The organism is Saccharothrix deserti (genome assembly GCF_009769385.1).
Classification (GTDB): domain Bacteria; phylum Actinomycetota; class Actinomycetes; order Mycobacteriales; family Pseudonocardiaceae; genus Actinosynnema; species Actinosynnema deserti.
In genome coordinates this window covers 408294-429854 of the sequence record NZ_ML775961.1, presented here as the reverse complement: position 1 = coordinate 429854, position 21561 = coordinate 408294, and the positions used below count along the sequence as shown (strand labels likewise).

At 71.2% G+C, this 21561-nt stretch carries 25 protein-coding genes; 8 read left to right on the top strand and 17 right to left on the bottom strand.

Going from position 1 to position 21561, the window contains the following annotated elements; all coding sequences use genetic code 11:
• Nucleotides 1-125: 125 nt before the first annotated feature.
• The 7 genes from ligD (FM051_RS06770) to FM051_RS06740 all read right to left on the bottom strand — a co-directional run bounded on the left by ligD (FM051_RS06770) (nt 126) and on the right by FM051_RS06740 (nt 6669).
• Nucleotides 126-1031, bottom strand: a complete 906-nt coding sequence (ligD, locus tag FM051_RS06770) for a non-homologous end-joining DNA ligase (RefSeq protein ID WP_158841731.1) — start codon at nt 1029-1031, stop codon at nt 126-128.
• Nucleotides 1021-2499, bottom strand: coding sequence for a non-homologous end-joining DNA ligase (ligD, locus tag FM051_RS06765; RefSeq protein ID WP_158841729.1), 1479 nt, complete (start codon nt 2497-2499; stop codon nt 1021-1023). Before ligD (FM051_RS06765) ends, ligD (FM051_RS06770) begins: the two co-directional genes overlap by 11 nt.
• 16 nt (nt 2500-2515) lie before the next feature.
• Nucleotides 2516-3406 (bottom strand): non-homologous end joining protein Ku, encoded by an 891-nt coding sequence (ku, locus tag FM051_RS06760; protein WP_158841727.1) that lies wholly within the window; start codon nt 3404-3406, stop codon nt 2516-2518.
• Between the two features lie 96 nt (nt 3407-3502).
• On the bottom strand, nt 3503-4294 hold the full coding sequence (gene ku, locus FM051_RS06755; protein WP_158841725.1) for a non-homologous end joining protein Ku: 792 nt from the start codon (nt 4292-4294) through the stop codon (nt 3503-3505).
• 70 nt (nt 4295-4364) lie between these two features.
• On the bottom strand, nt 4365-5336 hold the full coding sequence (locus FM051_RS06750; RefSeq protein ID WP_158841723.1) for a tyrosine-type recombinase/integrase: 972 nt from the start codon (nt 5334-5336) through the stop codon (nt 4365-4367).
• Nucleotides 5337-5368: 32 nt separating this feature from the next.
• The gene (locus FM051_RS06745; RefSeq protein WP_158841721.1) at nt 5369-6238 is read right to left on the bottom strand and encodes an SDR family oxidoreductase; all 870 of its coding nucleotides are present in this window, start codon (nt 6236-6238) and stop codon (nt 5369-5371) included.
• A complete protein-coding gene (locus FM051_RS06740) occupies nt 6235-6669 on the bottom strand; it encodes a nuclear transport factor 2 family protein (protein ID WP_158841719.1) in 435 nt (144 codons plus the stop codon). The genes FM051_RS06745 and FM051_RS06740 overlap by 4 nt, the downstream gene beginning before the upstream one ends.
• Before the next feature lie 61 nt (nt 6670-6730).
• Between FM051_RS06740 and FM051_RS53040 the strand changes: the two genes are divergently transcribed.
• Nucleotides 6731-7381 (top strand): TetR/AcrR family transcriptional regulator, encoded by a 651-nt coding sequence (locus FM051_RS53040; protein WP_202918708.1) that lies wholly within the window; start codon nt 6731-6733, stop codon nt 7379-7381.
• Nucleotides 7382-7937: 556 nt separating this feature from the next.
• Here FM051_RS53040 and FM051_RS06730 read toward each other — a convergent pair.
• Together FM051_RS06730 and FM051_RS06725 are read right to left on the bottom strand one after the other, a co-directional pair.
• On the bottom strand, nt 7938-9164 hold the full coding sequence (locus FM051_RS06730; protein WP_158841715.1) for a glycosyltransferase: 1227 nt from the start codon (nt 9162-9164) through the stop codon (nt 7938-7940).
• Nucleotides 9165-9228: 64 nt separating this feature from the next.
• Complete coding sequence (locus FM051_RS06725; protein ID WP_158841713.1) at nt 9229-9639, bottom strand: VOC family protein; 411 nt, start codon at nt 9637-9639, stop codon at nt 9229-9231.
• A gap of 92 nt (nt 9640-9731) precedes the next feature.
• Here FM051_RS06725 and FM051_RS06720 point away from each other — a divergent pair, with 92 nt between their 5' ends.
• Nucleotides 9732-10676, top strand: a complete 945-nt coding sequence (locus FM051_RS06720) for a helix-turn-helix transcriptional regulator (protein ID WP_158841711.1) — start codon at nt 9732-9734, stop codon at nt 10674-10676.
• 25 nt (nt 10677-10701) lie between these two features.
• Here FM051_RS06720 and FM051_RS06715 read toward each other — a convergent pair whose 3' ends face one another.
• Nucleotides 10702-11169, bottom strand: coding sequence for a MarR family winged helix-turn-helix transcriptional regulator (locus FM051_RS06715; protein WP_238412183.1), 468 nt, complete (start codon nt 11167-11169; stop codon nt 10702-10704).
• Nucleotides 11170-11211: 42 nt separating this feature from the next.
• Between FM051_RS06715 and pip the strand changes: the two genes are divergently transcribed.
• Nucleotides 11212-12159, top strand: a complete 948-nt coding sequence (pip, locus tag FM051_RS06710) for a prolyl aminopeptidase (protein WP_202918707.1) — start codon at nt 11212-11214, stop codon at nt 12157-12159.
• Here the strand turns inward: pip and FM051_RS06705 are convergent.
• Together FM051_RS06705 and FM051_RS06700 are read right to left on the bottom strand one after the other, a co-directional pair.
• A complete protein-coding gene (locus tag FM051_RS06705) occupies nt 12147-12944 on the bottom strand; it encodes a GNAT family N-acetyltransferase (protein WP_158841709.1) in 798 nt (265 codons plus the stop codon). The genes pip and FM051_RS06705 overlap by 13 nt on opposite strands.
• 11 nt (nt 12945-12955) lie before the next feature.
• Nucleotides 12956-13921, bottom strand: a complete 966-nt coding sequence (locus FM051_RS06700; RefSeq protein ID WP_158841707.1) for a helix-turn-helix transcriptional regulator — start codon at nt 13919-13921, stop codon at nt 12956-12958.
• Between the two features lie 63 nt (nt 13922-13984).
• Here FM051_RS06700 and FM051_RS06695 point away from each other — a divergent pair, with 63 nt between their 5' ends.
• Nucleotides 13985-15106 carry an epoxide hydrolase family protein gene (locus FM051_RS06695; RefSeq protein ID WP_158841705.1) on the top strand — a complete coding sequence of 374 codons (1122 nt, stop codon included), beginning with the start codon at nt 13985-13987 and terminating at the stop codon, nt 15104-15106.
• A 46-nt stretch (nt 15107-15152) separates the two neighbouring features.
• Here FM051_RS06695 and FM051_RS06690 read toward each other — a convergent pair whose 3' ends face one another.
• Together FM051_RS06690 and FM051_RS06685 are read right to left on the bottom strand one after the other, a co-directional pair.
• Entirely contained in the window at nt 15153-15743 is a 591-nt protein-coding gene (locus FM051_RS06690) for a class I SAM-dependent methyltransferase (RefSeq protein WP_238412182.1), read from the bottom strand.
• A gap of 35 nt (nt 15744-15778) precedes the next feature.
• Complete coding sequence (locus tag FM051_RS06685) at nt 15779-16036, bottom strand: helix-turn-helix domain-containing protein (protein WP_158841703.1); 258 nt, start codon at nt 16034-16036, stop codon at nt 15779-15781.
• Between the two features lie 46 nt (nt 16037-16082).
• Between FM051_RS06685 and map the strand changes: the two genes are divergently transcribed.
• Nucleotides 16083-16877, top strand: coding sequence for a type I methionyl aminopeptidase (gene map / locus FM051_RS06680; protein WP_158841701.1), 795 nt, complete (start codon nt 16083-16085; stop codon nt 16875-16877).
• On the opposite strand, the gene FM051_RS06675 is transcribed toward map, so the two are convergent.
• Both FM051_RS06675 and FM051_RS06670 read right to left on the bottom strand, forming a co-directional pair.
• Entirely contained in the window at nt 16837-17550 is a 714-nt protein-coding gene (locus tag FM051_RS06675) for an SDR family oxidoreductase (protein WP_158841699.1), read from the bottom strand. The genes map and FM051_RS06675 overlap by 41 nt on opposite strands.
• Entirely contained in the window at nt 17538-18257 is a 720-nt protein-coding gene (locus tag FM051_RS06670) for an alpha/beta fold hydrolase (protein WP_158841697.1), read from the bottom strand. The genes FM051_RS06675 and FM051_RS06670 overlap by 13 nt, the downstream gene beginning before the upstream one ends.
• A gap of 164 nt (nt 18258-18421) precedes the next feature.
• On the opposite strand from FM051_RS06670, the gene FM051_RS06665 reads away from it, so the two are divergent.
• Together FM051_RS06665 and FM051_RS06660 are read left to right on the top strand one after the other, a co-directional pair.
• Nucleotides 18422-19309, top strand: a complete 888-nt coding sequence (locus FM051_RS06665) for a sucrase ferredoxin (protein ID WP_238412181.1) — start codon at nt 18422-18424, stop codon at nt 19307-19309.
• Nucleotides 19310-19525: 216 nt separating this feature from the next.
• Nucleotides 19526-20038, top strand: coding sequence for a CGNR zinc finger domain-containing protein (locus FM051_RS06660; RefSeq protein ID WP_158841693.1), 513 nt, complete (start codon nt 19526-19528; stop codon nt 20036-20038).
• Between the two features lie 74 nt (nt 20039-20112).
• Here the strand turns inward: FM051_RS06660 and FM051_RS06655 are convergent, their stop codons facing one another.
• Nucleotides 20113-20991, bottom strand: coding sequence for a pentapeptide repeat-containing protein (locus FM051_RS06655; RefSeq protein ID WP_158841691.1), 879 nt, complete (start codon nt 20989-20991; stop codon nt 20113-20115).
• A gap of 99 nt (nt 20992-21090) precedes the next feature.
• On the opposite strand from FM051_RS06655, the gene FM051_RS06650 reads away from it, so the two are divergent.
• Nucleotides 21091-21531 (top strand): DUF1707 SHOCT-like domain-containing protein, encoded by a 441-nt coding sequence (locus FM051_RS06650; protein ID WP_158841689.1) that lies wholly within the window; start codon nt 21091-21093, stop codon nt 21529-21531.
• The last annotated feature ends 30 nt before the right edge of the window (nt 21532-21561 follow it).

The following is a 21561-nucleotide window of genomic DNA, read 5'->3' as shown; positions in this document are numbered from 1 at the left end:
ACGCCGACCGGATCAGGGGAGGACCGGGGTCGGGCGCGCCTCGCCCGCGTGCACGGCCCGGATCCCGTCCTTCGACAACCCCACGACCGACCCCTCCCGCAGACCGACAGGCCGGGACAGGGCGGTCAGCGGGGGAGAGGCACCGGCTTTCCCACCGCGAACAGGTCACCGTCGGCCTCGACGCGCTCCCGCACGTCATCCGCCAGGAACAGCAGGTCCTGCGGCACCCGGCACGCCTCCACCTCGTCCCACGTCACCGGCGTCGACACCGACGGACGCGCCCGCGCCCGCAACGAATACGGCGCCACCGTCGTCTTCGCCGGGTTGTTCTGCGACCAGTCGATCAGCACCTTCCCCGTGCGCTGCGCCTTCGTCATCCGCCACACCACCTCGTCCGGCGTCTCCGCCGCCAACCGCTGCGCCACACCCCTCGCGTACTCCGACGTCCGCTCCGCCGCCGACACCCGCACCGGCGCGTACACCTGCAACCCCTTCGACCCGCTCGTCTTCACCAACGGCGCCAACCCGTCGCCCTCCAACGCCTCCCGCACCCGGCACGCCACCCGACAGCACTCCACCACCGTCGCCGGCGGCCCCGGATCGAAGTCGAACACCACCAGATCGGGGGAGCGGCGACCACCCCGCGCCCCCACCGTCCACTGCGGCACGTGCAACTCCAACGCCGCCAGGTTCGCCAACCACACCAGCGTCGCCAGGCCGTCCACCACCACGAAATCCGCGAAATCCGCACCCCGCGACGACCCCGGCGTCTCCAACCTCACCGTCCGCACCCACTCCGGCGCGTGCGACGGCGCGTTCTTCTCGAAGAACGACGCCCCGTCCACCCCGTTCGGGTACCGCCGCAACGTCGTCGGCCGATCCTTCAGGTGCGGCAACAACACCGGCGCGATCCGCGTGTAGTAGTCGATCACCTCGGCCTTGGTGAACCCCACCTCCGGGTACAGCACCTTGTCCAGGTTCGTCAGCTTCAACCGACGCCCCTCCACCTTCACCCACGCCTCAGCCGTCAAGACGCCGCACCTCCCCGGGCGCCTTGTCCGGCCGCAACCCCCGCCACGTCGGGAACCGCATCCGCCCGTCCGCCGTCCACTGCCGGTGCGCCACCTCGCCCACCAACTCCGGACGCACCCACCGCGCACCCCGCGCCCGCTCCCGGGGCACCTCCGACACGAACGGCGACCGCTTCACCTCCAACGACCGCAACCGCGCCGTCAACCGCCCCAACTCCGCCTGGTCGAACCCCGTCCCCACCGACCCCGCGAACACCAGCGCACCGTCCGGGCCGTCCGGATCGGGGATACCGAGCAGCAGCGCACCCACCAGACCTGCGCGCTTGCCCACCCCCGGCCGCCACCCGCCGATCACCACCTCCTGCGTCATCACCGCCGTGACCTTCACCCAGTGCGGCGACCGCTGACCCGGCACGTACCGCGAATCCAGCCGCTTCGCCACCACCCCCTCCAGCCCCTGCTCACGACTCGCCGCCAACACCGCCGCCCCCTGACCCGGGAACGCCTTCGGCGTCAACCAGTGAGCCCCCTGCAACCCCAGCCCCTCCAACAGCTCACGCCGCCGCGAATACGGCAGATCCAGCGTGGGGGAGCCGTCCAGGTGCAACACGTCGAACACCAGGTACGTCACCGGCGTCCGCGCCACCAACCGCCGAGCCTGCGCCGCCGACGCGTGCATCCGCTCCTGCAACGCCCCGAAACTCGGCCGCCCACCCGACAACGCCACGATCTCGCCGTCCAACAACACCTGCGTCGCACCCAACTGCGCACCCAGACCCTGCAACTCCGGATACGTGGCCGTGACGTCGTTGCCCAACCGGCTCGTCAACCGCACCCGGCCGCCCTCCACCCGGGCCACCGCGCGCACACCGTCCCACTTGAACTCGAACGCGAACCGCGACGCGGGCCTCGGCAACTCCCGCGCCGCCGTCGCCAACATCGGCGCCACCGACTCCGGCAACGGCACCCAGTCCGGCCGCACCGCCTCGTGCCGCCGCCGCACCATCCAGTCCTTCCCACCCGCCGAGCCCGCCCCACCGGCCGGATCACGGCGGAAGAACACGAACTCACCCTCCACCCGCGAGCCGTGCAACACCACGTCGACCTCGCGGTCGGACCACTTCACCGTCTCGTACCGGCCCCGGTCCCAGATCACCATCTCGCCCGCGCCGTACTCACCCTTCGGGATCACCCCCGAAAACGACGCGTACTCCAACGGGTGATCCTCGGTGCGCACCGCCAACCGGATCGTCCCCGGCTCGGGCGGCAACCCCTTCGGCACCGCCCACGACACCAACACCCCGCCCCGCTCCAACCGCACATCCCAATGCAGCCGCGACGCGTGGTGCTCCTGGATCACGAACGTGTCGTCCCCACCATGCGGCAACACCACGTCACCGGCGGGCACAGGCTCCGGCGTCCGCCCCGGAACCCTCTTACGCCGGTACTCCGAAAGGTCCCCACCCATCCCGCGCCGCCACGCCTCAGGCGGGCTTCGCCTTCTTCTTCGCCGGAGCCTTCCGCGACGACGACCCGTCCGAGGAGGCGGCCTTCTTCGCCGCGGGCTTCCGCGACGGAGCCTTCCGCGCCGCCGGCCGCCCACCCCGCGCCGACTTCGCCTGCTCCACACTCCGCTCCAACGCCGTCATCAGGTCGATCACCTCACCGGCCTCCTCCTCGGGCCGCTCCGGCAACTCCGCACCCTCCGCCTTCGCCTCGATCACCTTCTGCATCGCCTCGGTGTAGTCATCGGTGAAATCACCCGGATCGAACGACCCCGCCATGCTCTCCACCAACGACGACGCCATCTTCAACTCCTGCGGCCGGACATCCACATCCGACTCCAGGAACTCGAAATCCGCCTTCCGCACCTCGTCCGGCCACAACATCGTGTGCATCACCAACAAGTCCTCCCGCGCACGCAACATCGCCAACGTCTCCCGCTGACGAATCGTGATCTTCACCACCGCGAGCTGCCCACTGCGCTCCAAAGCGGTCCGAAGAAGCACGTACGGACGCGTAGCCGCCTTGTCCGGCTCCAGGTAATAAGTCTTCTGGAAATAGATCGGATCCACTTCCTCGACCGGTACGAACTCCAACACGTCGATCGCGTGATCGGTGTTGATCGGCAACTTGTCGAAATCCTCGGTGTCCAACACCACGACCCGACCGTCGTCCAGCTCGTACCCCTTCGCGATGTCGGCGTAGGCGACCTCCTCGCCGCACACCTGACACACCCGCTTGTACCGGATGCGCCCACCGTCCTCCCGGTGCACCTGGTTGAACCGGAAGTCGTGCTCCTCCGTGGCCGTGTACAACCGGACACCGATCGTCACCAACCCGAAGGAGATCGCGCCACGCCACACGGACCTCATGCCACGTGACTACCCGCGAACACCACGATCCGCACCAGCACGTCACCCGAACGGTCTAACAACCGGGCCGCGCCGCCCACACCGGGGCAGCGCCCACTACTCCTCCCGCCGGATCCGCCCGGACCGCACCCGCTCCAGACTCCGCCGCAACGCATCCAGCAGATGCTCACCGCCACCGGTCTCGTCCGGCGCCCGACTCGCCGGAATCCCCTCACCCGCCGCCCGCGCCTCGATCAACGCCCCCAACGCCTCCCGATACCCGTCCGAGAACACCGACGGATCGAACCGCGCCGTCATCGAATCCACCAACGACTCCGCCAGCCGGACCTCCGCCGCACCCGGACCCACGTCCACATCCACCAGATCGAAATCCGGCTCCCGCACCTCGTCCGGCCACAACAACGTGTGCAACACCAACACGCCACCCCGAGGCCGCAACACCCCCAACACATCACGGCGCCGCAACCCCATCCGCACCACCGCCACCCGCGAAGACCGCGTCAACACATCACGCAACACCGCATACGACGGCACCGCCACCCGCTCCGGCTCCACGAAATACGACCGGCCGAACAAAATCGGATCCACCTCGTCCGCCGCCGCGAACTGCACCACCTCCATCGTCGACTCCACCGGACCGGCCAACCCCTCGAAATCCTCCGCCTCCAACAACACCAACCGGCCGTCCGGCAACTCGTACCCCTTGCACATCCCCTCCGGGTCCACCTCGTCACCGCACACCGAACACACCCGCCGATGCCGCAACCGACCACCATCGGCCCGGTGCACCTCGTGGAACCGGAAACCGTGATCCCGCGTCGCCCCCACCAACCGCACCGGGAACACCACCAACCCGAACGACACAGACCCCCGCCACACAGCCCTCATAACACCTGCGTACACCTGTGCGAACATCCACTCACGCAAGTCACCCGAAAGGAGTAACAAAGGGCTGCCGTTACTCCCGATGAGGCAACGCCGACAACGAAACATACGTCCGATTGCCCGCCACCGCCGCCCGCCGCTCCCGCGCCGTCGCCTCGATGTAGTTCTGCGACGTCGCCAACGACGCATGCCCCAACAACGCCATGATCTCCGACGCCGACGCCCCGTCCTCCGCCAACCGCGTCGCGAACGTGTGCCGCAACGCGTGCAGATTCGCCCCCGACGGCACCCGGTCGTGCAACCCCGCCCACCGGAAACACGACCGGACCAGATACTCCAACCCACCACGCCCGATCGGCTCACCATGTCGATCCCGCACCAACGCCGACCCCCGATCGAACCGCGCCTGCGGAAAACGCCGCCGACACGACACCAGGTACTGCTCGATGATCCGATCCATCGCCGGCTCGATCGGCACCGACCGATCCCGATTCCCCTTGCCCACCACGTGCAACCGGCGCTCACCCGCCCGACCCACCACCGACGCCAACGTCAACGTCCGCATCTCCGCCGACCGCAACCCCGCCACCAACCCCAACGCCAACACCAACACATCACGCTCCGGCCACGGATCACGCCCCTTCCGCGCACCCTCCGCAGCCGCCGTCAACAACCGCTCCGGCGTGTCCTCACCCCGCAACGGCTTCGGCACCAACGGAGGCGTCTTCGGCCGCGCCACCGCACCCATCGGATTACCCGGCACCAGATCCTCCGCCACGCAGAACGTCAGGAACTGGTTCCACGTCGACCACGCCCGCAACACCGACGACTTCGCGTGCGAATCCGCGAACACCCCGAACGCCTCCCGCAGATTCCGACCCGTCAGATCCGAGATCTCCAACCGATCCGGGGGAGTGGCCGTCACCTCCGACAACAGAGCGGTGATACCCGCCAGATCACGCCGGTAGGCCGCCGTGGTGTGCGGCGAATCCTTCCGCGGCCGACGGGCGAGGAAGAACGACTCCTGAGCGGCAAGCACACGCATGTCGATCTTCCTACCGCACACCACCGACAAGATCACGACGCGCTCTGGCGACTCCCCACCACGAAACCGTGCACGAACTCCGCCAAAGACGTCGCCACAACCCCGTACCCGGCGTACAACGCGGACGAATCCAACGGCGAATCGTAGGTCTCCAACGACCGCAACACCTCGGCCACGAACCCCGGCATACCCGGCAGCGACTCCTCCAACGGCACCGTCCGCACCGGCACATCCCGCCCCAGCTCACGCGCGAACGCGGCCACGACATCCCACCACGACACCGCCTGCGGACCACCGAGCACCAACGTCGCGCACTCATCGCGCTCCAAGGCCGCGACGGCGAACGCCGCGACATCCCGCACGGCGATCGGGGTGTGCACCCGCCTGCCCTCACCCACCAGCGTCACCGGCTCACCCGCCAACGCAGGCAGGCCCACCACCAGCACCGGCAACTTCTCCATGTACAGGTTCGGCCGCAACACCGTCCACACCATCCCGCTGTCCCGCAGACGCCGCTCGGTCTCGCCCTTCGCCCGCAGGAACGGCACCGGGTGCCCCGGATCGGCACCCAACGCCGACACGAACACGAAACGCCGCACACCCTCCGCCTCGGCCGCATCCACCAGGTCACGGTTCCCGACCCGGTCCACCGACTCGACCGTGTCCGCACCACCCCGCGCCGACGAGTTCGCCGTCGTGACGACCGCGTCGACACCCCTGCAAGCCGCGCGCAGCGAAGCACGATCCTTCACATCACCGAACACCGGCTCCGCACCGGCCAGGACCAACTCCTCGAACGGCGAACCCTCACGCACCAGAATGCGCACCGGCCGGTGACCGTCCAGCAGCATCCGCGCGATGAGCCCACCGAGCAGCCCGGTGGCTCCCACGACCAGAATCATGACGAATCCTTCCCGCCACGCGCGGACCCCTCGTCCACCAGGCGGTGTGTAGCCGCATCGACGTCGCCGCTGAGCTCCTCGACCGGCTCGAGGAAGAACCGCGCCGACGCGATCGTGTCGTCCGCGACGGTGAAGACCACCACGCCGCGCATCAGGAACGCGGCACCATCGGTGCGCGTGCCGGACATCTCCCACTCGGTCCACACCGCGCGGCCGTCCACGGCCAAGCGGGGGACACGTGCCCGGATGTCGGGAACTCCGGCGAAGATCCGAGACCAGTTCCGGCGCACCTGCGCACTACCCACGAAACCCCGCCGCGGATGGACGGGCGTCTCGTTGACGTAGTCGTCGGCGAAGCACGCCACCAGACCGTTCAAGTCGTGGGCGTTCAGCGCGCCCAGCACCCGCTCCACGACATCGTGACCGCTCATCACGGCCTCCCGGCCGTCCAGTACAGTTACCTGTAACCAATACAGAAGCATGGAACGAAATATGGACCGCGTCAAGGGCAGACGCCGCTACAACTCCACAGGACGACAGGAACAGGCACGCCGCAACCGCGAAGCCGTGCTCGACGCCGCCGAGCGCCTGTTCCTCGCCGACGGCTACGGACCCACCACGATCGCCGCGATCGCGTCCGAGGCCGGCGTGTCCGTCGAAACCGTCTACAAGACCTTCGGCGGCAAGACAGGCCTGGTCCGCGCACTGTACGAACGAGGCCTGACCGGCCGCGGTCCCATCCCCGCCTACGAGCGGTCCGACCGCATGCGCGCCGAGCAGACCGACCCCGAGACGATCATGCGCGAGTGGGGGGCGCTGACCGCGGAAGTGGCCTCCGTGGTCACACCGATCCGGCTCCTCATCCGCTCCGCCGCCATCACCGACCCCGAGATGGCCACGCTGCTCGCCGACAGCGACGACGAGCGGCTCATCCGCATGCGCCACCACGCCGTCTTCCTGGGGGAGCGGGGCTACCTGCGCGAGGGCGTCACGACGGACGAAGCCACCGACATCCTGTGGACGTGCAGCTCGGTCGAGCTCTACGAGTTGCTGGTGCTGCGGCGCGGCTGGTCGTCGGCCCGGTTCGCCCGGTTCGTGGGGGAGTTCATGATCTCGGCACTGCTTCCCGAATCCCGCGCGTAAGGGATGATCCGAACCGATCTCGCGCCGGGTTTTTGATGGATAATCGCCATTATCCATCAAAAGGCGATCCGGAAGGGGTTCGAGCCCCGACCGGGGGATGCCCCTCTCGGACATCCTGCCGTCGACCGATTCGGCCTCCGGAACGCACATTCGCGTGCACTCGTCGCGTCACGCGCCCTGGAATGCCGTCGAAACCCGACGTGACCCGCCGAGGGCCTCAAAGCTTCCGACTGCCGGGTTGATCAACATCGACCGGGAACGCGGCGCGTGCGTCGACTCGACATCCGCCGACACCACCCATGATCCGTCACTGTGACGTTTCTACGGTGGTGTGTCGCGGGATACGTGGCCCGCCACTGCCGCCAGTCCACCCCGTCCGCCGAAGGCTGTCGGCCCGGCGCCCGCACCGCCCGCCGTCGTCTGCATCGATGGCTGCCGTGAGCCGCGCGCGGACGACGCGACGGACTGGCGACGGTGTGCGGAACAACGTGTGCGGCCTGTGTGGACGGTCCGCGCCTCGACCCCTGATCACCGGCCTGTCTGTAACGCCGATAATCTACATTATGTTAAGTAAGAGGTTCGGGGGTGTCCTGGGTACTTCCCTGCCCACTCGCCGGGCCTCGGCGGTGATGACGTCGCCCCAGCTGTGCCACATGCCGTTCAGCCGTGACGTGACGACGACCCTCTCCACGGACTTGTCCGGTAACGGGATCTGCAGGCCGATCGCGTGGTGGCGCGCGTGTCCGCCGTTGGCCTTCTCCAGGAGTTCCGCGTCGAAGTCGATCAGGACGCTGCCCTCGGGCAGGGTGTCCGGGATCTCGTCGCCACAACCGAGGACGCACACCGGTCCGGTGGCGTCGGCGGTGTGGTGTTCGATCTCCGCTCGTACGTCGAGGGTCCTGGCGTGTTCGGTCCACCGGGTCAGGGTGCGGTGTTCGGCTTCGGCGATCAGCGGGTCGTCGCGTTCCAGGGCGGCCCAGAGCAGTTCGACGTCGGGTTCGTGGGTCTGGTCGAGGAATTGGCGCATGGTGCGTTTGGCGCTGGCGAGCATCTCCCCCGTGTCCCGGTCGTGTGGTGGTTCGACGGCCCAGGCGGCGTGGTCGAAGTGGGTCGCGAGGCCGTGTCTGTGGAGGCGGTAGCCGAGTTCGATGTCCTCGGTGCCCCAGCCGAGGAAGCGTTCGTCGAAGCCGCCCGCGGTGTCGAAGTCGGTTTTGCGCAGGGAGAGGTTGAGGCCCCAGGCGTACAGCCAGGGAAACGCGAGCCGGTCGGGTTGGAAGTCCACTTCCGACAGTGGTTGGTGGCGGATGTCGCGGAAGCCGGGGTCGTCCTTGAAGCGTCGGTGGACTTTGGTCGGGGTGTGGGTGGCGATGGCTTCGGCGAGGCCGGGTGTGGGGTCCCAGGGGCGGTAGCCGTGGGTGTAGCCGAGGTTGAGGACCGGGTGGCCGGTGTCGGTGTGGGCCCGGGTGTGGGCTCGGGTGAAGTCGGGGCCGGCGAGGGTGCCGCTGTCGAGGAACGCCAGGATCGGTGCGGTGGCGAGGCGTGCGCCTGCGTTGCGGGCGTGTGCGACGCGGCGGCCTTGGTCGGGTTGGTGGTGGTAGTGCAGGTGGAGGCGGTTCTGGAAGGCCTGTACGACGGTGGTGGTGTGGTCGTGGGAGCCGTCGTCGGCCACCACGACCTCGTAGTCGTCGGGTGGGAGGGTTTGGTCGGTGAGGCTGTCGAGGGTGCGGCGGAGTAGTTCGGCGCGGTTGTAGGTGGGGATTACGACCGAGATCCGCGGCGGCATCCGTTCTCCTTCTGGCGCTGGGGAGGAGCGGACTGTACCGGGGTTTTCGGAACCGATGCAGCCCCTAGGTGCGGGGTGTGGTCATGGCGTCGAGGACGGCGTGGTAGTGGGTGTTGGTCATGATGCCCAGGATGTTGCCGAAGGGGTCGACGACGCTGGCGGTGACGAAGCCTTCGCCCCGTACCTTCGGTTCTTCGTGGGGTTTGGCGCCGAGTTCGGTGAGGCGGTCGAGGGTGGCGTGGAGGTCGTCGACGGCCCAGTAGGCGATCGCTCCGGCGGGGCCGGTGTGGACGTCGTGCGGTGCGTAGTCGCTCTTGACGATGCCGAATTCGTGTTGGTAGTCGCCGATGCGGAATTCGATGTAGCCGCCGGGGACCGTGAAGTAGGGCTCGATGCCGAACAGTTCGGTGTACCAGGCGGCTGCGGCGTCGAGGTCGTCGGCGAAGAAGCTGGTGGTGGTGAGTCCGCGGAGCATGGTGGTCCTTCTTCCGGTCGTGTTCTCGCTCGGGGCCAGCCTGGCGGTCAAAGTGCTCACGGAGTGAGCACTTTTCCGGCGAGACTGGGGCCATGCGTGCGGACCGGTTGGTGGCCACCCTGCTGTTGATGCAGGCGCGGGGGCGGGTGACGGCGGCGGAGTTGGCCGCGGAGCTCGAGGTGTCGGTGGCGACGGCGCGTCGGGACCTGGAGGCGTTGTCGGCGGCGGGTGTGCCGGTGTACCCGCAGCCGGGGCGTGGTGGTGGTTGGCGGTTGGTGGGGCGTGCGCGGACGGATCTGAGTGGGTTGACCTCGTCGGAGGCGCGGGCGTTGTTCCTGTTGGTGGGTCCTGCGGCGGCGGGGTCGCCGGAGGTGCGGGCGGCGTTGCGGAAGTTGGTGCGGGCGTTGCCGGAGACGTTCCGGGAGGGGGCGCTGGCGGCGGCGGACGCGGTGGTGGTCGATGTGGCGCGGTGGGGTCAGGTGGGTCGGGGGCGGCCGGGTTTGGTGGAGGTGTTGCAGGAGGCGGTGGTGGGGCGGCGTCGGGTGGGGTTGGTGTACGAGGGGCGTGGGCGGGTGCGGTCGGAGCGGGTGGTGGAGCCGTGGGGGTTGGTGGACAAGGACGAGGTCTGGTACCTCGTGGCGGGCACGGGTGCGGGTGAGCGGACGTTCCGGGTGGATCGGGTGGTGTCGGCGCGGGTGACGGACGAGGTGTTCGTGCGGCCGGCGGATTTCGACTTGTCGTCGGCGTGGGACCGGGTGGTGTCGGAGGTGGAGCGGCGGCGGTCGACGGTGTCGGCGGTGGTGTCGGTCGAGCCGCGGTACGTGTTCGTGTTGCGGGATCAGTTCGGGCGGCATTGTGAGGTGTTGGGTGAGGTGGAGGGCCGGGTGCGGTTGCGGTTGTCGGCTCCTGGTCCCCTGATGATCGCGCAGGTGTTGGCGGGGTGGGGTGGGTTGGTGGAGGTGGTGGAGTCGGACGGGGTGCGGGCGGAGTTGGCGCGGTTGGGTGCGGAGTTGGTGGCGCGGTACGGCTCGCCGTGAGGCTCCCCCGGTGTGCTGCCCGGTCTTACATGCGGTCGTGGATGCGGTCGCGCAGGGGGCGCTCCCCCAGTGCTCGCAGGGCGGCGTCGACGAGGTCGGTGAGGGGGTAGGGCAGTTCGGCGTCGAGGTCGCGGGTGGCGGCGGTGGTGGCCTGCCATTCGGCGTCGAGGATGGGGAGGATGGCGAGGGCGTGGTCGGTGAGGTGGACGATCCGTTGGCGGGCGTCGTCGCCGGGTTCTAGTTCGACGAGGCCGTCGCGGCGCATCTGGCTGACGGTCTGGCTGACGGCGGAGTGGGTGACGCCGATGGTGGCGGCGAGGTCGCGGATGGACTGCGGTCCCCCGGTGTTGACGAGGCTGATGACCGGGGTGTAGCGGGAGCGGAAGCCCGGTAGGCCGAGGTCGGTGTAGACGCGGGCGACGTCGCCTTCGAGGAGGTCGAGCAGGTGGCGGAGGCGGGTGCCGAGGAAGTGGTCGGCCGACTTGTGGTCCACTCCTCTAATGTAACAGCACTGTTGCATTCCTGAGGAGGGGTCGTGTACCCGGAGATCGAGCCGTACGAGCACGGGATGTTGGACGTCGGGGATGGCAATCTCGTGTACTGGGAGGCGTGCGGCAACCCGGACGGGAAGCCGGTGGTGGGTCTGCACGGTGGGCCGGGCACGGGCTGCTCCCCCGGCATGCGTCGCCTGTTCGATCCGGAGGCGTATCGGATCGTGTTGTTCGACCAGCGCGGCAGCGGTCGCAGTCGGCCGCACGCGAGCGAGTACTCGACGGACCTGTCGGTGAACACGACCGCGCACCTGGTGGCCGACATCGAGCGGTTGCGCGGGCACCTCGGCGTCGAGCGGTGGATGGTGTTCGGGGGGTCGTGGGGTTCGACGTTGGGTCTGCACTACGCGGAGTTGTTCCCGCATCGGGTGACGGAGATCGTGCTGGTGGCGGTGACGACGAGCCGGTACGTCGAGTTGGACTGGCTGTACCACGGGTTGGGCATGTTGTTCCCGGAGCAGTGGTCGAGGTTCAAGGCGGGCGCGGGTGAGGGTGCGACCGATCTGGTGGCGGCCTACGACGTGCTGCTCAACGACCCGGATCCGGCGGTGCGGGTGAAGGCGGCGACGGACTGGACGGACTGGGAGTCGTCGATCGTGTCGTTGGACCCGGATCACGAGCCGGGGCCGAGGATGGCGGATCCGGCGTGGCGGATGGCGTTCGCCCGGCTCACGGCGCACTTCTTCCGGCACAAGGTGTGGTTGGAGGACGGTCGGGTGTTGCGGGACGTCGGGCGGTTGCACGGGATCCCGGGGATCCTGGTGCACGGCCGGCTGGACCTGCAGGGTCCGTTGTGGACGGCGTGGGAGCTGGACCGGGCGTGGCCGGACGCGGAGTTGGTCGTGGTGCAGGGCGCGTCGCACGCGGCGTCGGACCCGGGGATGTCCGAGGCGGTGCTCGCCGCGACGGACAAGTTCGCCTATCGCCGGTAGGTGACGGTGCGCTGTCCGGTCGGGGTGAAGCCGACGGACCGGTAGAGGCGGAAGGGCACGGGGTAGGCGTCGTCGCCGCGGGCGTGCACGATCGCGGTGTGCGCGCCGAGGTCTCGTAGCCGGTGCAGGGCGTCGAGGGACGCGGTGCGGGCCAGGCCGAGGCGGCGGTGGTCGGGGTGGGTTCCGACGGGTTCGAACTCCCCCACACCGCCGTCCAGCCAGGCCAGGCAGTAGGCGGCGACCGTGCGGTCCGCGGTGAGGACGATCCGGTCGAGGTCGTCGCGGTAGGGCTCGGCGGCGCGGACGACGCGGTAGCTGTGTTCGGTGACGCGGGAGGGGTGCCAGGCGGCGCGGTGGGCTTCGACGCGGGCGGGCACGAGGTCGTCGGTGACGTGTCCGGTCCGGTAGCTGGCGGGCGGTGCCGGGTCGGGCGGGGGTGTGTCGAGGGCGTGGGCCAGGCGGATGAAGAACGGGCCGTCGACGGGCCGGTAGCCGCGGCGGGTCAGGGCGTCGAGTTGGTGGGGTTCGTCGGACCACGCGACGACGTCGGTCAACGTCGTGACGGTGTCGGCCCAGTCGAGCACTTCGTCGGCCAGGTCGGGGTGGTCGGGGTGGACCTGCCATTCGAGGACGCCGGGGGCGGGCAGCCAGCCCCACGCGTGGTCGTCCCACACCCGGATGGGCCAGTCGGTGCGGGCGTGCTGGTGCAGGCTCCACGCCAGTCCGCCGGGGTGCCAGCGGCCGGTCGGCCAGGTGTCGCGGGCGAGGTCCCGCATCTCGCGCATGATCACCGACTCTAGGCGGTGGGTGTGGCGCGGCCGTAGCGGGTGGCCAGGGCGCGCAGGTGTTCGAGGAGTTCGGGTGGGGAGGTGACGTCGAAGTCGGCGTCGAGCATCCCGAGGTGCACGGCGAGGGTGGTGAGGTCGTCGGCGCCGGTGCGCAGCAGGCAGGTGGTGTCGCTGAGGGGTTCGACGGTGCCGACGGCGGGGTTGACGCGGGCGGCGACGGTGTCGGCGGGCGCGTGCACGACGACTTCGGCGTGGTGGCGCCAGGCGGCGGCGGACGCGGTGCGGGCGACGTAGGCGGCGGCGTCGCCGTCGGGCAGGTCGCGCGGGGTGAAGCGGGGGCCGGTCGGGGTCTTGGGGGTGAGGCGGTCGACGCGGAAGGTGCGCCAGTCCTGTCGGTCGACGTCGAACGCGACGAGGTACCAGCGTCTCCCCCACGTCACCACGCGGTGCGGTTCGACGGCGCGGGCGGAGGTGGCGCCGTGGTGGTCGTGGTAGTCGAACCGCAGTCGTTCCCGGTCGCGGCACGCCGTCGCCAACGTGGTGAGCACGGCCGGGTCGACGGTGGCGGCGGGGGTGTCGCGGGGCACGGGCACGGTGTAGGTCTGCAGGGTGTTGACCCGGTGCCGCAGCCGTGACGGCAGCACCTGTTCGAGCTTGGCCAGTGCCCGCAGGGACGTCTCCTCGATGCCGGCGACGGTGCCGGTGCTCGCCGTGCGCAGGCCCACGGCGACGGCGACGGCCTCCTCGTCGTCGAGCAGCAGCGGTGGCAGGGCGGCGCCCGCGCCCAGGCGGTAGCCGCCGAACGTGCCGGTCGTGGCGTGCACCGGGTACCCGAGTTCGCGCAGCCGGTCGACGTCGCGGCGGACGGTGCGCGGGCTGACGTCGAGGCGTTCGGCCAGTTCGGGGCCCGGCCAGTCGCGGCGGGTCTGCAACAGCGACAGCAGGCGCAGCAGTCTCGCGGAGGTTTCCAGCACGTCGTGCAGTCTGGCAGTCGTTCAGGCCAGAACCTGGCCGCAAGGGCTTCTAGCGTGGTGTCCATGACGAACAACAGCGAGATCCGGCCCTTCCGCATCGACGTGCCGCAGTCCGGGTTGGACGACCTGGACGCGCGGCTGGACGCGGCGCGGTGGCCCGACCAGCCGGCGGGTGTCGGGTGGTCGCAGGGCACGCCGGTGCCGGTGGTGCGGGAGCTGGCCCGGTATTGGCGCGAGTCGTTCGACTGGCGGGCGGTGGAGCGGCGGATCAACGAGCTGCCGCAGTTCACCACCGACATCGACGGGCAGACCGTGCACTTCCTGCACATCCGCTCGGACGCGCCGGACGCGTTCCCGGTGCTGCTGACGCACGGCTGGCCGGGCACGTTCGTGGAGTGGCTGCCGGTGATCGGGCACCTGACCGGCGCCGGGGTGCACCTGGTGATCCCGTCGCTGCCGGGGTTCGCGTTCTCCGGTCCGACCGCGACCGGCGGCTGGGACCTGGACCGCACGGCGCGGGCGTGGGCGGAGCTGATGCGCCGCCTGGGCTACGACCGGTACGTCGCGGCGGGCAACGACGGCGGGTCGCTGGTCTCCCCCGTCGTCGGCCGCGTCGACCCCGACCACGTCGCCGGTGTGTACGTGACGCAGGCGTTCTCGTTCCCGTCCGGCGATCCCGCCGAGATGGCGGACCTGACCGAGGACGAGCAGCGGCGGCTGGGTGTGCTGGGGCGCTTCTGGGAGGAGATGTCGGGCTACGACAAGCTGCAGTCGACGCGTCCGCAGCAGTTGGCCTACGCGTTGACCGACTCGCCGGTGGGGCAGCTGGCGTGGGTGTTGCAGCTGCTGTGGGGCGAGGACATGCCCGAGGACACCGCCGCGGCGTTGGACCGGGATTTCGTGCTGACCGTGGCGACGATCTTCTGGGTCACCGGCACCGCCGGGTCCTCGGCCCGGTTCTACTGGGAGAACGCCCACGCCGACCAGCCGGAGGGGCCGACGACGGCGCCGTTGGGGGTGGTGGTGTTCCGGGACGACTTCCAGTCGATCCGCCGCTTCGCGCAGCGCGACCACGCGAACATCGTGCACTGGTCGGAGTTCGACACGGGCGGCCACTACCCGGGGTTGCAGACGCCCGACCTGTTCAGCGCCGACCTGGTCGGGTTCGTCGGCAAGGTCCGGTAGCCCAGATCCCGGTAGCCCAGGGTCCGGTGGTTCGGTGTCCGGTGGTTCAGGGAGCGGGGCGCCACACGGTCGTCGTCTTCACCGCGACGCCTTCCAGGTCCGGGGGAACCGGCACCGGGAAGGCGTCGACCCGCGTCCAGCCCCGCGGCAGGAACGACCGCTGCGGGTCGCCCACCAGCACCAGCGTGCCGCGGCGGTGGGCGGCCAGCAGGAACGGCTCCACCCGTGCGGCCATGTCCCGGTCGTAGAACACGTCACCCGCGAGCAGCACGTCCACGTCGGGGGTGGTGTCGAGGAGGTCGCCGGTGGTGACCTCGACGGTGACGTCGTTGGCGCGGGCGTTGAGGGCGATCGCCGCCGTCGCGACCGGGTCGATGTCGTTGGCCGTGACCAGGCCGCCCGCGCGGGCCGCGGCGACCGCCACCAGCCCCGAGCCCGACGCGATGTCCAGCACCCGGCGGCCCGCGACCAGCTCCGGGTGGTCGAGCACGTGCCGGGCCAGGGCCTGACCGCCCGCCCACGGGAACGCCCAGAACGGCGGCTCCGGCGAGCCCGTGCGCTCCCACAGCGCGATCATGTCGTCCGCGGTGCGCAGCACGATGTCCGGCGTCAACGGCACCGGCCGCGGGCTCGTCACCGAGCGGACCAACTCCTGCGCCGGGCCCGGTTCCACTAGGCCGACAGCCTCTGCGGCTCCAACGCCCGGGACAGCCCGTCCAGCGACAGCCCGACCGCCTCGCACAGCGCCGCCACGGTGAAGAACGCGGGCGTGGGCACCCGGCCGCGCTCGATCTTGCGCAGCGTCTCCACCGAGATCCCGGCCGCCGCGGCGACCTCGACCATGCTGCGCTGCCCTCGTGCCCGGCGCAGCAGTTCGCCGAGGCGTTCCCCGCGGTCGCGGTCGGACTGGGTGAGAGGCTGTCGCACCATGCTGTGATAGTAATACCGGTATTACTATCACGGTTGGGAGCATGCGGTGATCGAGTTGAAGAGCCCCGGCGAGCTGGACGCCATGCGCGCCGCCGGCGTCGTGGTGGCCGACGCGCTGGCGGCGGTGCGCGACCACGCCCGGGTCGGGGTCTCCCTGCTGGAACTGGACGAAGTGGCCCACCAGGTCATCCGCGACGCGGGCGCCAGGTCGTCGTTCCTGCACTACCTGCCGTCGTTCGCGCCGACCCCGTTCCCCGGCGTCATCTGCGCCTCGGTCAACGACCTCATCGTGCACGGCATCCCCGACGGCTACCGGCTGCGCGAGGGCGACCTGGTCAGCATCGACTGCGGCGCCCACCTCGACGGCTGGCACGGCGACTCCGCCATCAGCTTCGTCGTCGGCCGGGCGGACCCCGCCGACCTGCTGCTCATCGACACCGCCCGCCGCGCCCTGGACGCCGGGATCGCCGCCGCCGTGCCCGGCGCGAAACTCGGCGACGTGTCCCACGCCGTCGGCGTCATCGGCCGCGCCGCCGGCTACGGCATGCCCGCCGACTTCGGCGGCCACGGCATCGGCCGCGCCATGCACGAGGCGCCCGGCGTGCCCAACGAGGGCAAACCCGGCCGCGGCCTGACCCTGCGGCCCGGCATGGCCATCGCCATCGAGCCCATGTTCCACGCCGGCGGGCACGACGCGTACTACGCCGCCGAGGACGGCTGGGCCCTGCACACCGCCGACGGCAGCCGCGCCGCCCACGTCGAGCACACCGTCGCGATCACCGAGGACGGGCCGCGGGTGCTCACAGCCCCCCGGCAACCCGCAGCACCGCGCCCGTCGTGAACGACGCGCCGTCGCCCAACAGCCACGCGACGGCCTCCGCGATCTCCTCCGGCTCGCCGGGCCGGCCCAACGGGATGCGCGACGCCACCCGCTCCGGCCGGTCCGGCACCCCGGACAGCTCGTGGATCGCGGTGCGGACCGTGCCCGCCGCGACCGCGTTCACCCGGATCCCGCGCGGACCCAGCTCCTTGGCCAGCCCGACCGTCATCGCGTCCACCGCCGCCTTGCTCGCCGCGTAGTGCACGTACTCGCCCGGCGAGCCGAGCGTGGCCGCCGCGGACGACACCGACACGATCGACCCGCCCGCCACCAGGTCCCGTGCCGCCCGCCGCGCGCACAGCAACGCGCCCACCACGTTCACCTCGACCACGCGCCGCAGGTCCTCGGTCCGCAGCTCCGCCAACGTGCCCACCGGGCTGGTGATACCGGCGTTGACCACCACACCGGTCACCTGGCCGAGTCCGGCGGCGGTGTCGAACAGGGCGTCCACGTCCGCCTCGTCGGACACCTCCGCCCGCACCGCGACCCCGCCCACCTCCCGCGCCAACGCCTCCGCCTCGGCCGTCGCGGCGCGGTAGCCGATCACCACCCGGTGCCCGTCGGACGCCACCCGCCGCACCACCGCCGCGCCGATGCCCCGACTGCCACCGGTCACGACGATCAGGCCAGCCACGCCTCGACCTCCGCGTCCACCCTGCCCACCACATCCGGCGCGTCCGGCTGCGGCACCAGCATGTGCGCCAACCCCGGCACCTCCACCAGCCGCGACCCCGGCACCGCCGCGCACAGCGCCGCCTGCACCGGCCGGAACGCCGGATACTCCCGCTCACCCCGCACCACCAGCAGCGGCACGTCCAGCTCCGCCGCACGCGCGAGCACGTCCAACGGCTCCGCCGCCGCGTGCGAGGCGTCGGTCCAGGTGTAGGAGTCCAGCGCCCCGATCTCGATCGAGGCCTCCACCACCGCCCGGGCGGTCACCGCCGGGTTCACCACCGCCACCCGCCGCACCGCCACCACACCGCGCGCCGCCGTCAGCAACGACACGTGACCGCCCGCCGAGCCGCCCACCAGGTCCACCGGCCCGTCGTCGCAGCCCAGCTGCGCCCGCGCCTTCTCCACCAGCTCGGGCATCGCGGCCACCGCCGACTCCACCATCGGCGCGTACCCGTCCACTAATCCGTCGGGGCCCTCGCCCCACGCCGGCAGCGCCGCGTACACCCGCCACGCGTCCACCCCCGCCAACGGCAGCGCCTCGGCCATCGCCTCCGGAGTCCCCGGCTCACCCACCAGGTGCCACACCACCACCAACCGCCGCCCACCCGCCGCCGGCGGCGGCACCGCCACGAACCGCACCCCTGCCGCCTCACCCGTGATCATCATGACCCCGAACCTACGTCCCACCCTCGGGTTCCAGCGGCCATTCCGCGTCCACCCAACGCGAACACCCACCCCGAACACACACCCACAGCAGTCCTCGGACGTCCGAAAGCGTGAATCCGACCCCCGGTGTCACTCGAATGGCGCTGCCAGGGCACCCTGAGGCCGTGACCGAGCCGCGTTGCGCCGCGATCTCCGCGGACCTCGAGGAACCCCAGGCGGGCACCGCCGCCACCGCCGCCGCGTGGATCTGCCTCGAACAACCCGGCCCCTGGGGACGCGACGCCCTCACCCAGAGCCGCCTCGACCCCGCGCTCGGCGCCGAACTCGCCCGCCGCGCCGCCGCCACCGGCGTCCGCGTCCTGCTCATCCGCCGCCCCGGCCGCCACGCCGACACCCACCGCGACACCCCGCGCCGCGTCTACCTCGCCGCCACCACCCCCGGCCGGCCGTGGCTCGAACAGACCGACGTCGCCGCACCCGACGCGCTGCTCGACCTCGACTTCGCCGCCCTCGGCGCCGGCCGCTCCACCGGCTTCGGCACCCCCGTCACGCACCCGCTGCTCCTGGTGTGCACCAACAGCCGCCGCGACGTGTGCTGCGCCCTGCGCGGCCGCCCCCTCGCCGAAGACCTCGCGGCCACCCGCCCCGACGCCGTCTGGGAGTGCACCCACACCGGCGGCCACCGCTTCGCACCCACCGGCGTGCTGCTGCCCACCGGCTACACCTACGGCCGCCTCGACACCGACTTCGCCACCCTGCTGCTCGACCACGCCGCCCGCGGACGCGTCGTCACCGACCGCTGCCGGGGCCGCTCCACCCACGCCCCGCACGGCCAGGCCGCCGAACTCGCCGTCCGCGACCACATCGGCGAACACCGCGACGTGCTCACCGTCCACGGCGACACCGTCCACCACACCGACGGCCGCGCCTGGCGCGTCACCGTCGACACCCGCGACCTCCCGGCCGCCCGCCCCGCCAGCTGCGGCGCGATCCCCACCCAGGCCACCGAACTCGTCGTCACCGCCGTCGAGCAACTCGTCCCCGTCGGCTGACCCGAGCCGGCCTGTCAGGGGGACGTGACCCCGGCCGATCGCGGCCGTCCCGCGGTCGCCACCACCCGTCCCGCCTCCACCACCAGCCACACCCCGCACACACAGCGCACGTAGTCCACCGAACGGTGCGACGAGACCGGGTAGACGTGCTCGGCGCTGGGCCACCCGCAACAAGGGCATCTGGTGTTCACCCCACCAGCGTGATGTCATGGTTCAGTGCATTTCAACCCTTACGGCGGCGCGGCCGCGCAACTCGCCGCCGCCCTGGTCAACGCCGACCCCGACAGCAGCGCCGACGACCTGCTCGACCTGCTGCGCGAGCACGGCTACAAACCGGTCGGCACCCTCGACGCCGACCAGGCCCGCCAACTCACCGACTGGGCCGCCCGCCTCTCACCCGTCTTCGACGGCACACCCGACCAGGTCGCCCTGGTCAACGACCTGCTCGCCGAAGCCGCCGCCAAGCCCTACATCTCCACCCACGACGGCCGCACACCCCACCTGCACTTCGCCCCCGAACACGCACCCACACCCCACCGCGTCCGCGCGTTCACCGCCGCCGGCCTCGCCCACACCGTCTGCGAAGACCCCGGACGCCTCGGCCGCTGCTCCCGCCCCGGCTGCCACACCGTCTACGTCGACACCTCCCGCAACGGCCGCCGCCGCTTCTGCACCACCCGCTGCGCCAACCGCGTCCACGTCGCCGACCACCGCACCCGCACCGCCTGACCCCGCCCGCCGGGGCCGCGACGACGGCACCAACCGCGTCGACTCTCCACCACCCGCAACCCCGGACCGCGCCCTCACTGCATGACGCGGCGGCCGAAGCGGGCGTTGCCGAACTCCGCCGCCTCACCGATCAACGCCGACCCCACATCCGTGCGCCCCCGGAACCAGGCGTGCCGGAACCACGCGTCCTGGTGGAACACCACGTCACCGAACAACGCCCGCCCGCCGAACCGCACGTGCCGGAAATCCGCCCGACCCGACACCTCGGCCCGCCGCAGGTCCGCCCGACCCGACACCTTCGCCCGCGCGAACACCAACTGGTCCGCCACCTGCGCCGACCGCAACGACACGTTCCCCGTGAACACCGCCGACCCGAACGACGCCGACCGCGCGAACAACGCGTCCGTGAACACCGCGTGCCGCAGGAACCGCGCGCCCGCGAAGTCCGCGTCACCCGTCACCGTCATCGCCTCGAACCGGGCATCACCCAGGAACACCGCGCCCGTCAGGTTGACCTGGTTCACCCGGCAGCCCGACAGGTCGAAATCCACCAGGATCGCCCCCGGCGCGACCACGTTCATGCCCGGCCAGAAATCCTCACCCGGCCGCAGGTGCGACACCAGCTCCCGCTCCACCGCCGTCCGCCACGGCGCGTCCAACCCCAGGCTCACCCCGCCCCGCAACGCCGCCAGCCACGTGTCCACCACCGCCTGCCGCCGCCGGGGCGCCTGCCGGCCGATCTCGGCCAACAGCAACAACCCCTCCTCCTCGCCCGCCCGGAACAACCGGTTGGCCTCCCGCCACACCGACACCGGGGCGGGCACCGCCTCCGGCCCCACCCGCCGCCGCGCGTGCTCGTCGAGCAACGTCGCCGAGTGGGACGCGCGCACATGACGCACGACCACCCAGACGACGACCAACGCCACCGCCAACGGCACCAGCCACGAGGACATACCCCCGATCATGCCCGCACACGTACGTCGACGGACGTAACTCCAGTCACCGCTTCCCGACCGACGCCGCGACACGCGCCCGAGCGGAGCATCGGACACATGGACACCCCGCACACCCACACCCCCCAAACCCGGACCCCGCAAACCCGGACCCCACAGCCGGGCCTCCCGCTGCGCGCCTCCGACACCGACCGCGAGCACACCGCCACCCGGCTGCGCGACGCCGTGGGCGAAGGCCGCCTCACCCTCGCCGAAGCCGACGAACGCATCGCCGCCGCCTACACCGCCGTCCACCACCACGACCTCGCCGCACTCACCGCCGACCTGCCCGCCCCGCCACCACCACCGGCCGCACCCGAACGCCGGCGACCACGGCTGCTGCCCGTGGTCCTGCTGCTGCTCACCGTCGCCTGGATCGCCTCACCCCTGCCGTTCCCGTGGCCGCTCCTGCTGATCGGACTGCTGGTCCTGCGCGGGGTGCACCGGCGTCGCCTCCGCCACCACGACCCGATCACCCCGAACCCGCCCGCCCGAGCCTGACCCCGACACCCCGGTACCGCCGATCTCCGT

Excerpts from the sequence above, each read along its gene's own strand:
- ligD (WP_158841729.1), bottom strand. The coding sequence starts at position 2,499 with ATGGGTGGGGACCTTTCGGAGTACCGGCGTAAGAGGGTTCCGGGGCGG.
- ku (WP_158841727.1), bottom strand. The coding sequence starts at position 3,406 with ATGAGGTCCGTGTGGCGTGGCGCGATCTCCTTCGGGTTGGTGACGATC.
- ku (WP_158841725.1), bottom strand. The coding sequence starts at position 4,294 with ATGAGGGCTGTGTGGCGGGGGTCTGTGTCGTTCGGGTTGGTGGTGTTC.
- FM051_RS06750 (WP_158841723.1), bottom strand. The coding sequence starts at position 5,336 with ATGCGTGTGCTTGCCGCTCAGGAGTCGTTCTTCCTCGCCCGTCGGCCG.
- FM051_RS06745 (WP_158841721.1), bottom strand. The coding sequence starts at position 6,238 with ATGATTCTGGTCGTGGGAGCCACCGGGCTGCTCGGTGGGCTCATCGCG.
- FM051_RS06740 (WP_158841719.1), bottom strand. The coding sequence starts at position 6,669 with ATGAGCGGTCACGATGTCGTGGAGCGGGTGCTGGGCGCGCTGAACGCC.
- FM051_RS53040 (WP_202918708.1), top strand. The coding sequence starts at position 6,731 with ATGGACCGCGTCAAGGGCAGACGCCGCTACAACTCCACAGGACGACAG.
- FM051_RS06730 (WP_158841715.1), bottom strand. The coding sequence starts at position 9,164 with ATGCCGCCGCGGATCTCGGTCGTAATCCCCACCTACAACCGCGCCGAA.
- FM051_RS06725 (WP_158841713.1), bottom strand. The coding sequence starts at position 9,639 with ATGCTCCGCGGACTCACCACCACCAGCTTCTTCGCCGACGACCTCGAC.
- FM051_RS06720 (WP_158841711.1), top strand. The coding sequence starts at position 9,732 with ATGCGTGCGGACCGGTTGGTGGCCACCCTGCTGTTGATGCAGGCGCGG.
- FM051_RS06705 (WP_158841709.1), bottom strand. The coding sequence starts at position 12,944 with ATGCGCGAGATGCGGGACCTCGCCCGCGACACCTGGCCGACCGGCCGC.
- FM051_RS06695 (WP_158841705.1), top strand. The coding sequence starts at position 13,985 with ATGACGAACAACAGCGAGATCCGGCCCTTCCGCATCGACGTGCCGCAG.
- FM051_RS06685 (WP_158841703.1), bottom strand. The coding sequence starts at position 16,036 with ATGGTGCGACAGCCTCTCACCCAGTCCGACCGCGACCGCGGGGAACGC.
- FM051_RS06670 (WP_158841697.1), bottom strand. The coding sequence starts at position 18,257 with ATGATGATCACGGGTGAGGCGGCAGGGGTGCGGTTCGTGGCGGTGCCG.
- FM051_RS06655 (WP_158841691.1), bottom strand. The coding sequence starts at position 20,991 with ATGTCCTCGTGGCTGGTGCCGTTGGCGGTGGCGTTGGTCGTCGTCTGG.
- FM051_RS06650 (WP_158841689.1), top strand. The coding sequence starts at position 21,091 with ATGGACACCCCGCACACCCACACCCCCCAAACCCGGACCCCGCAAACC.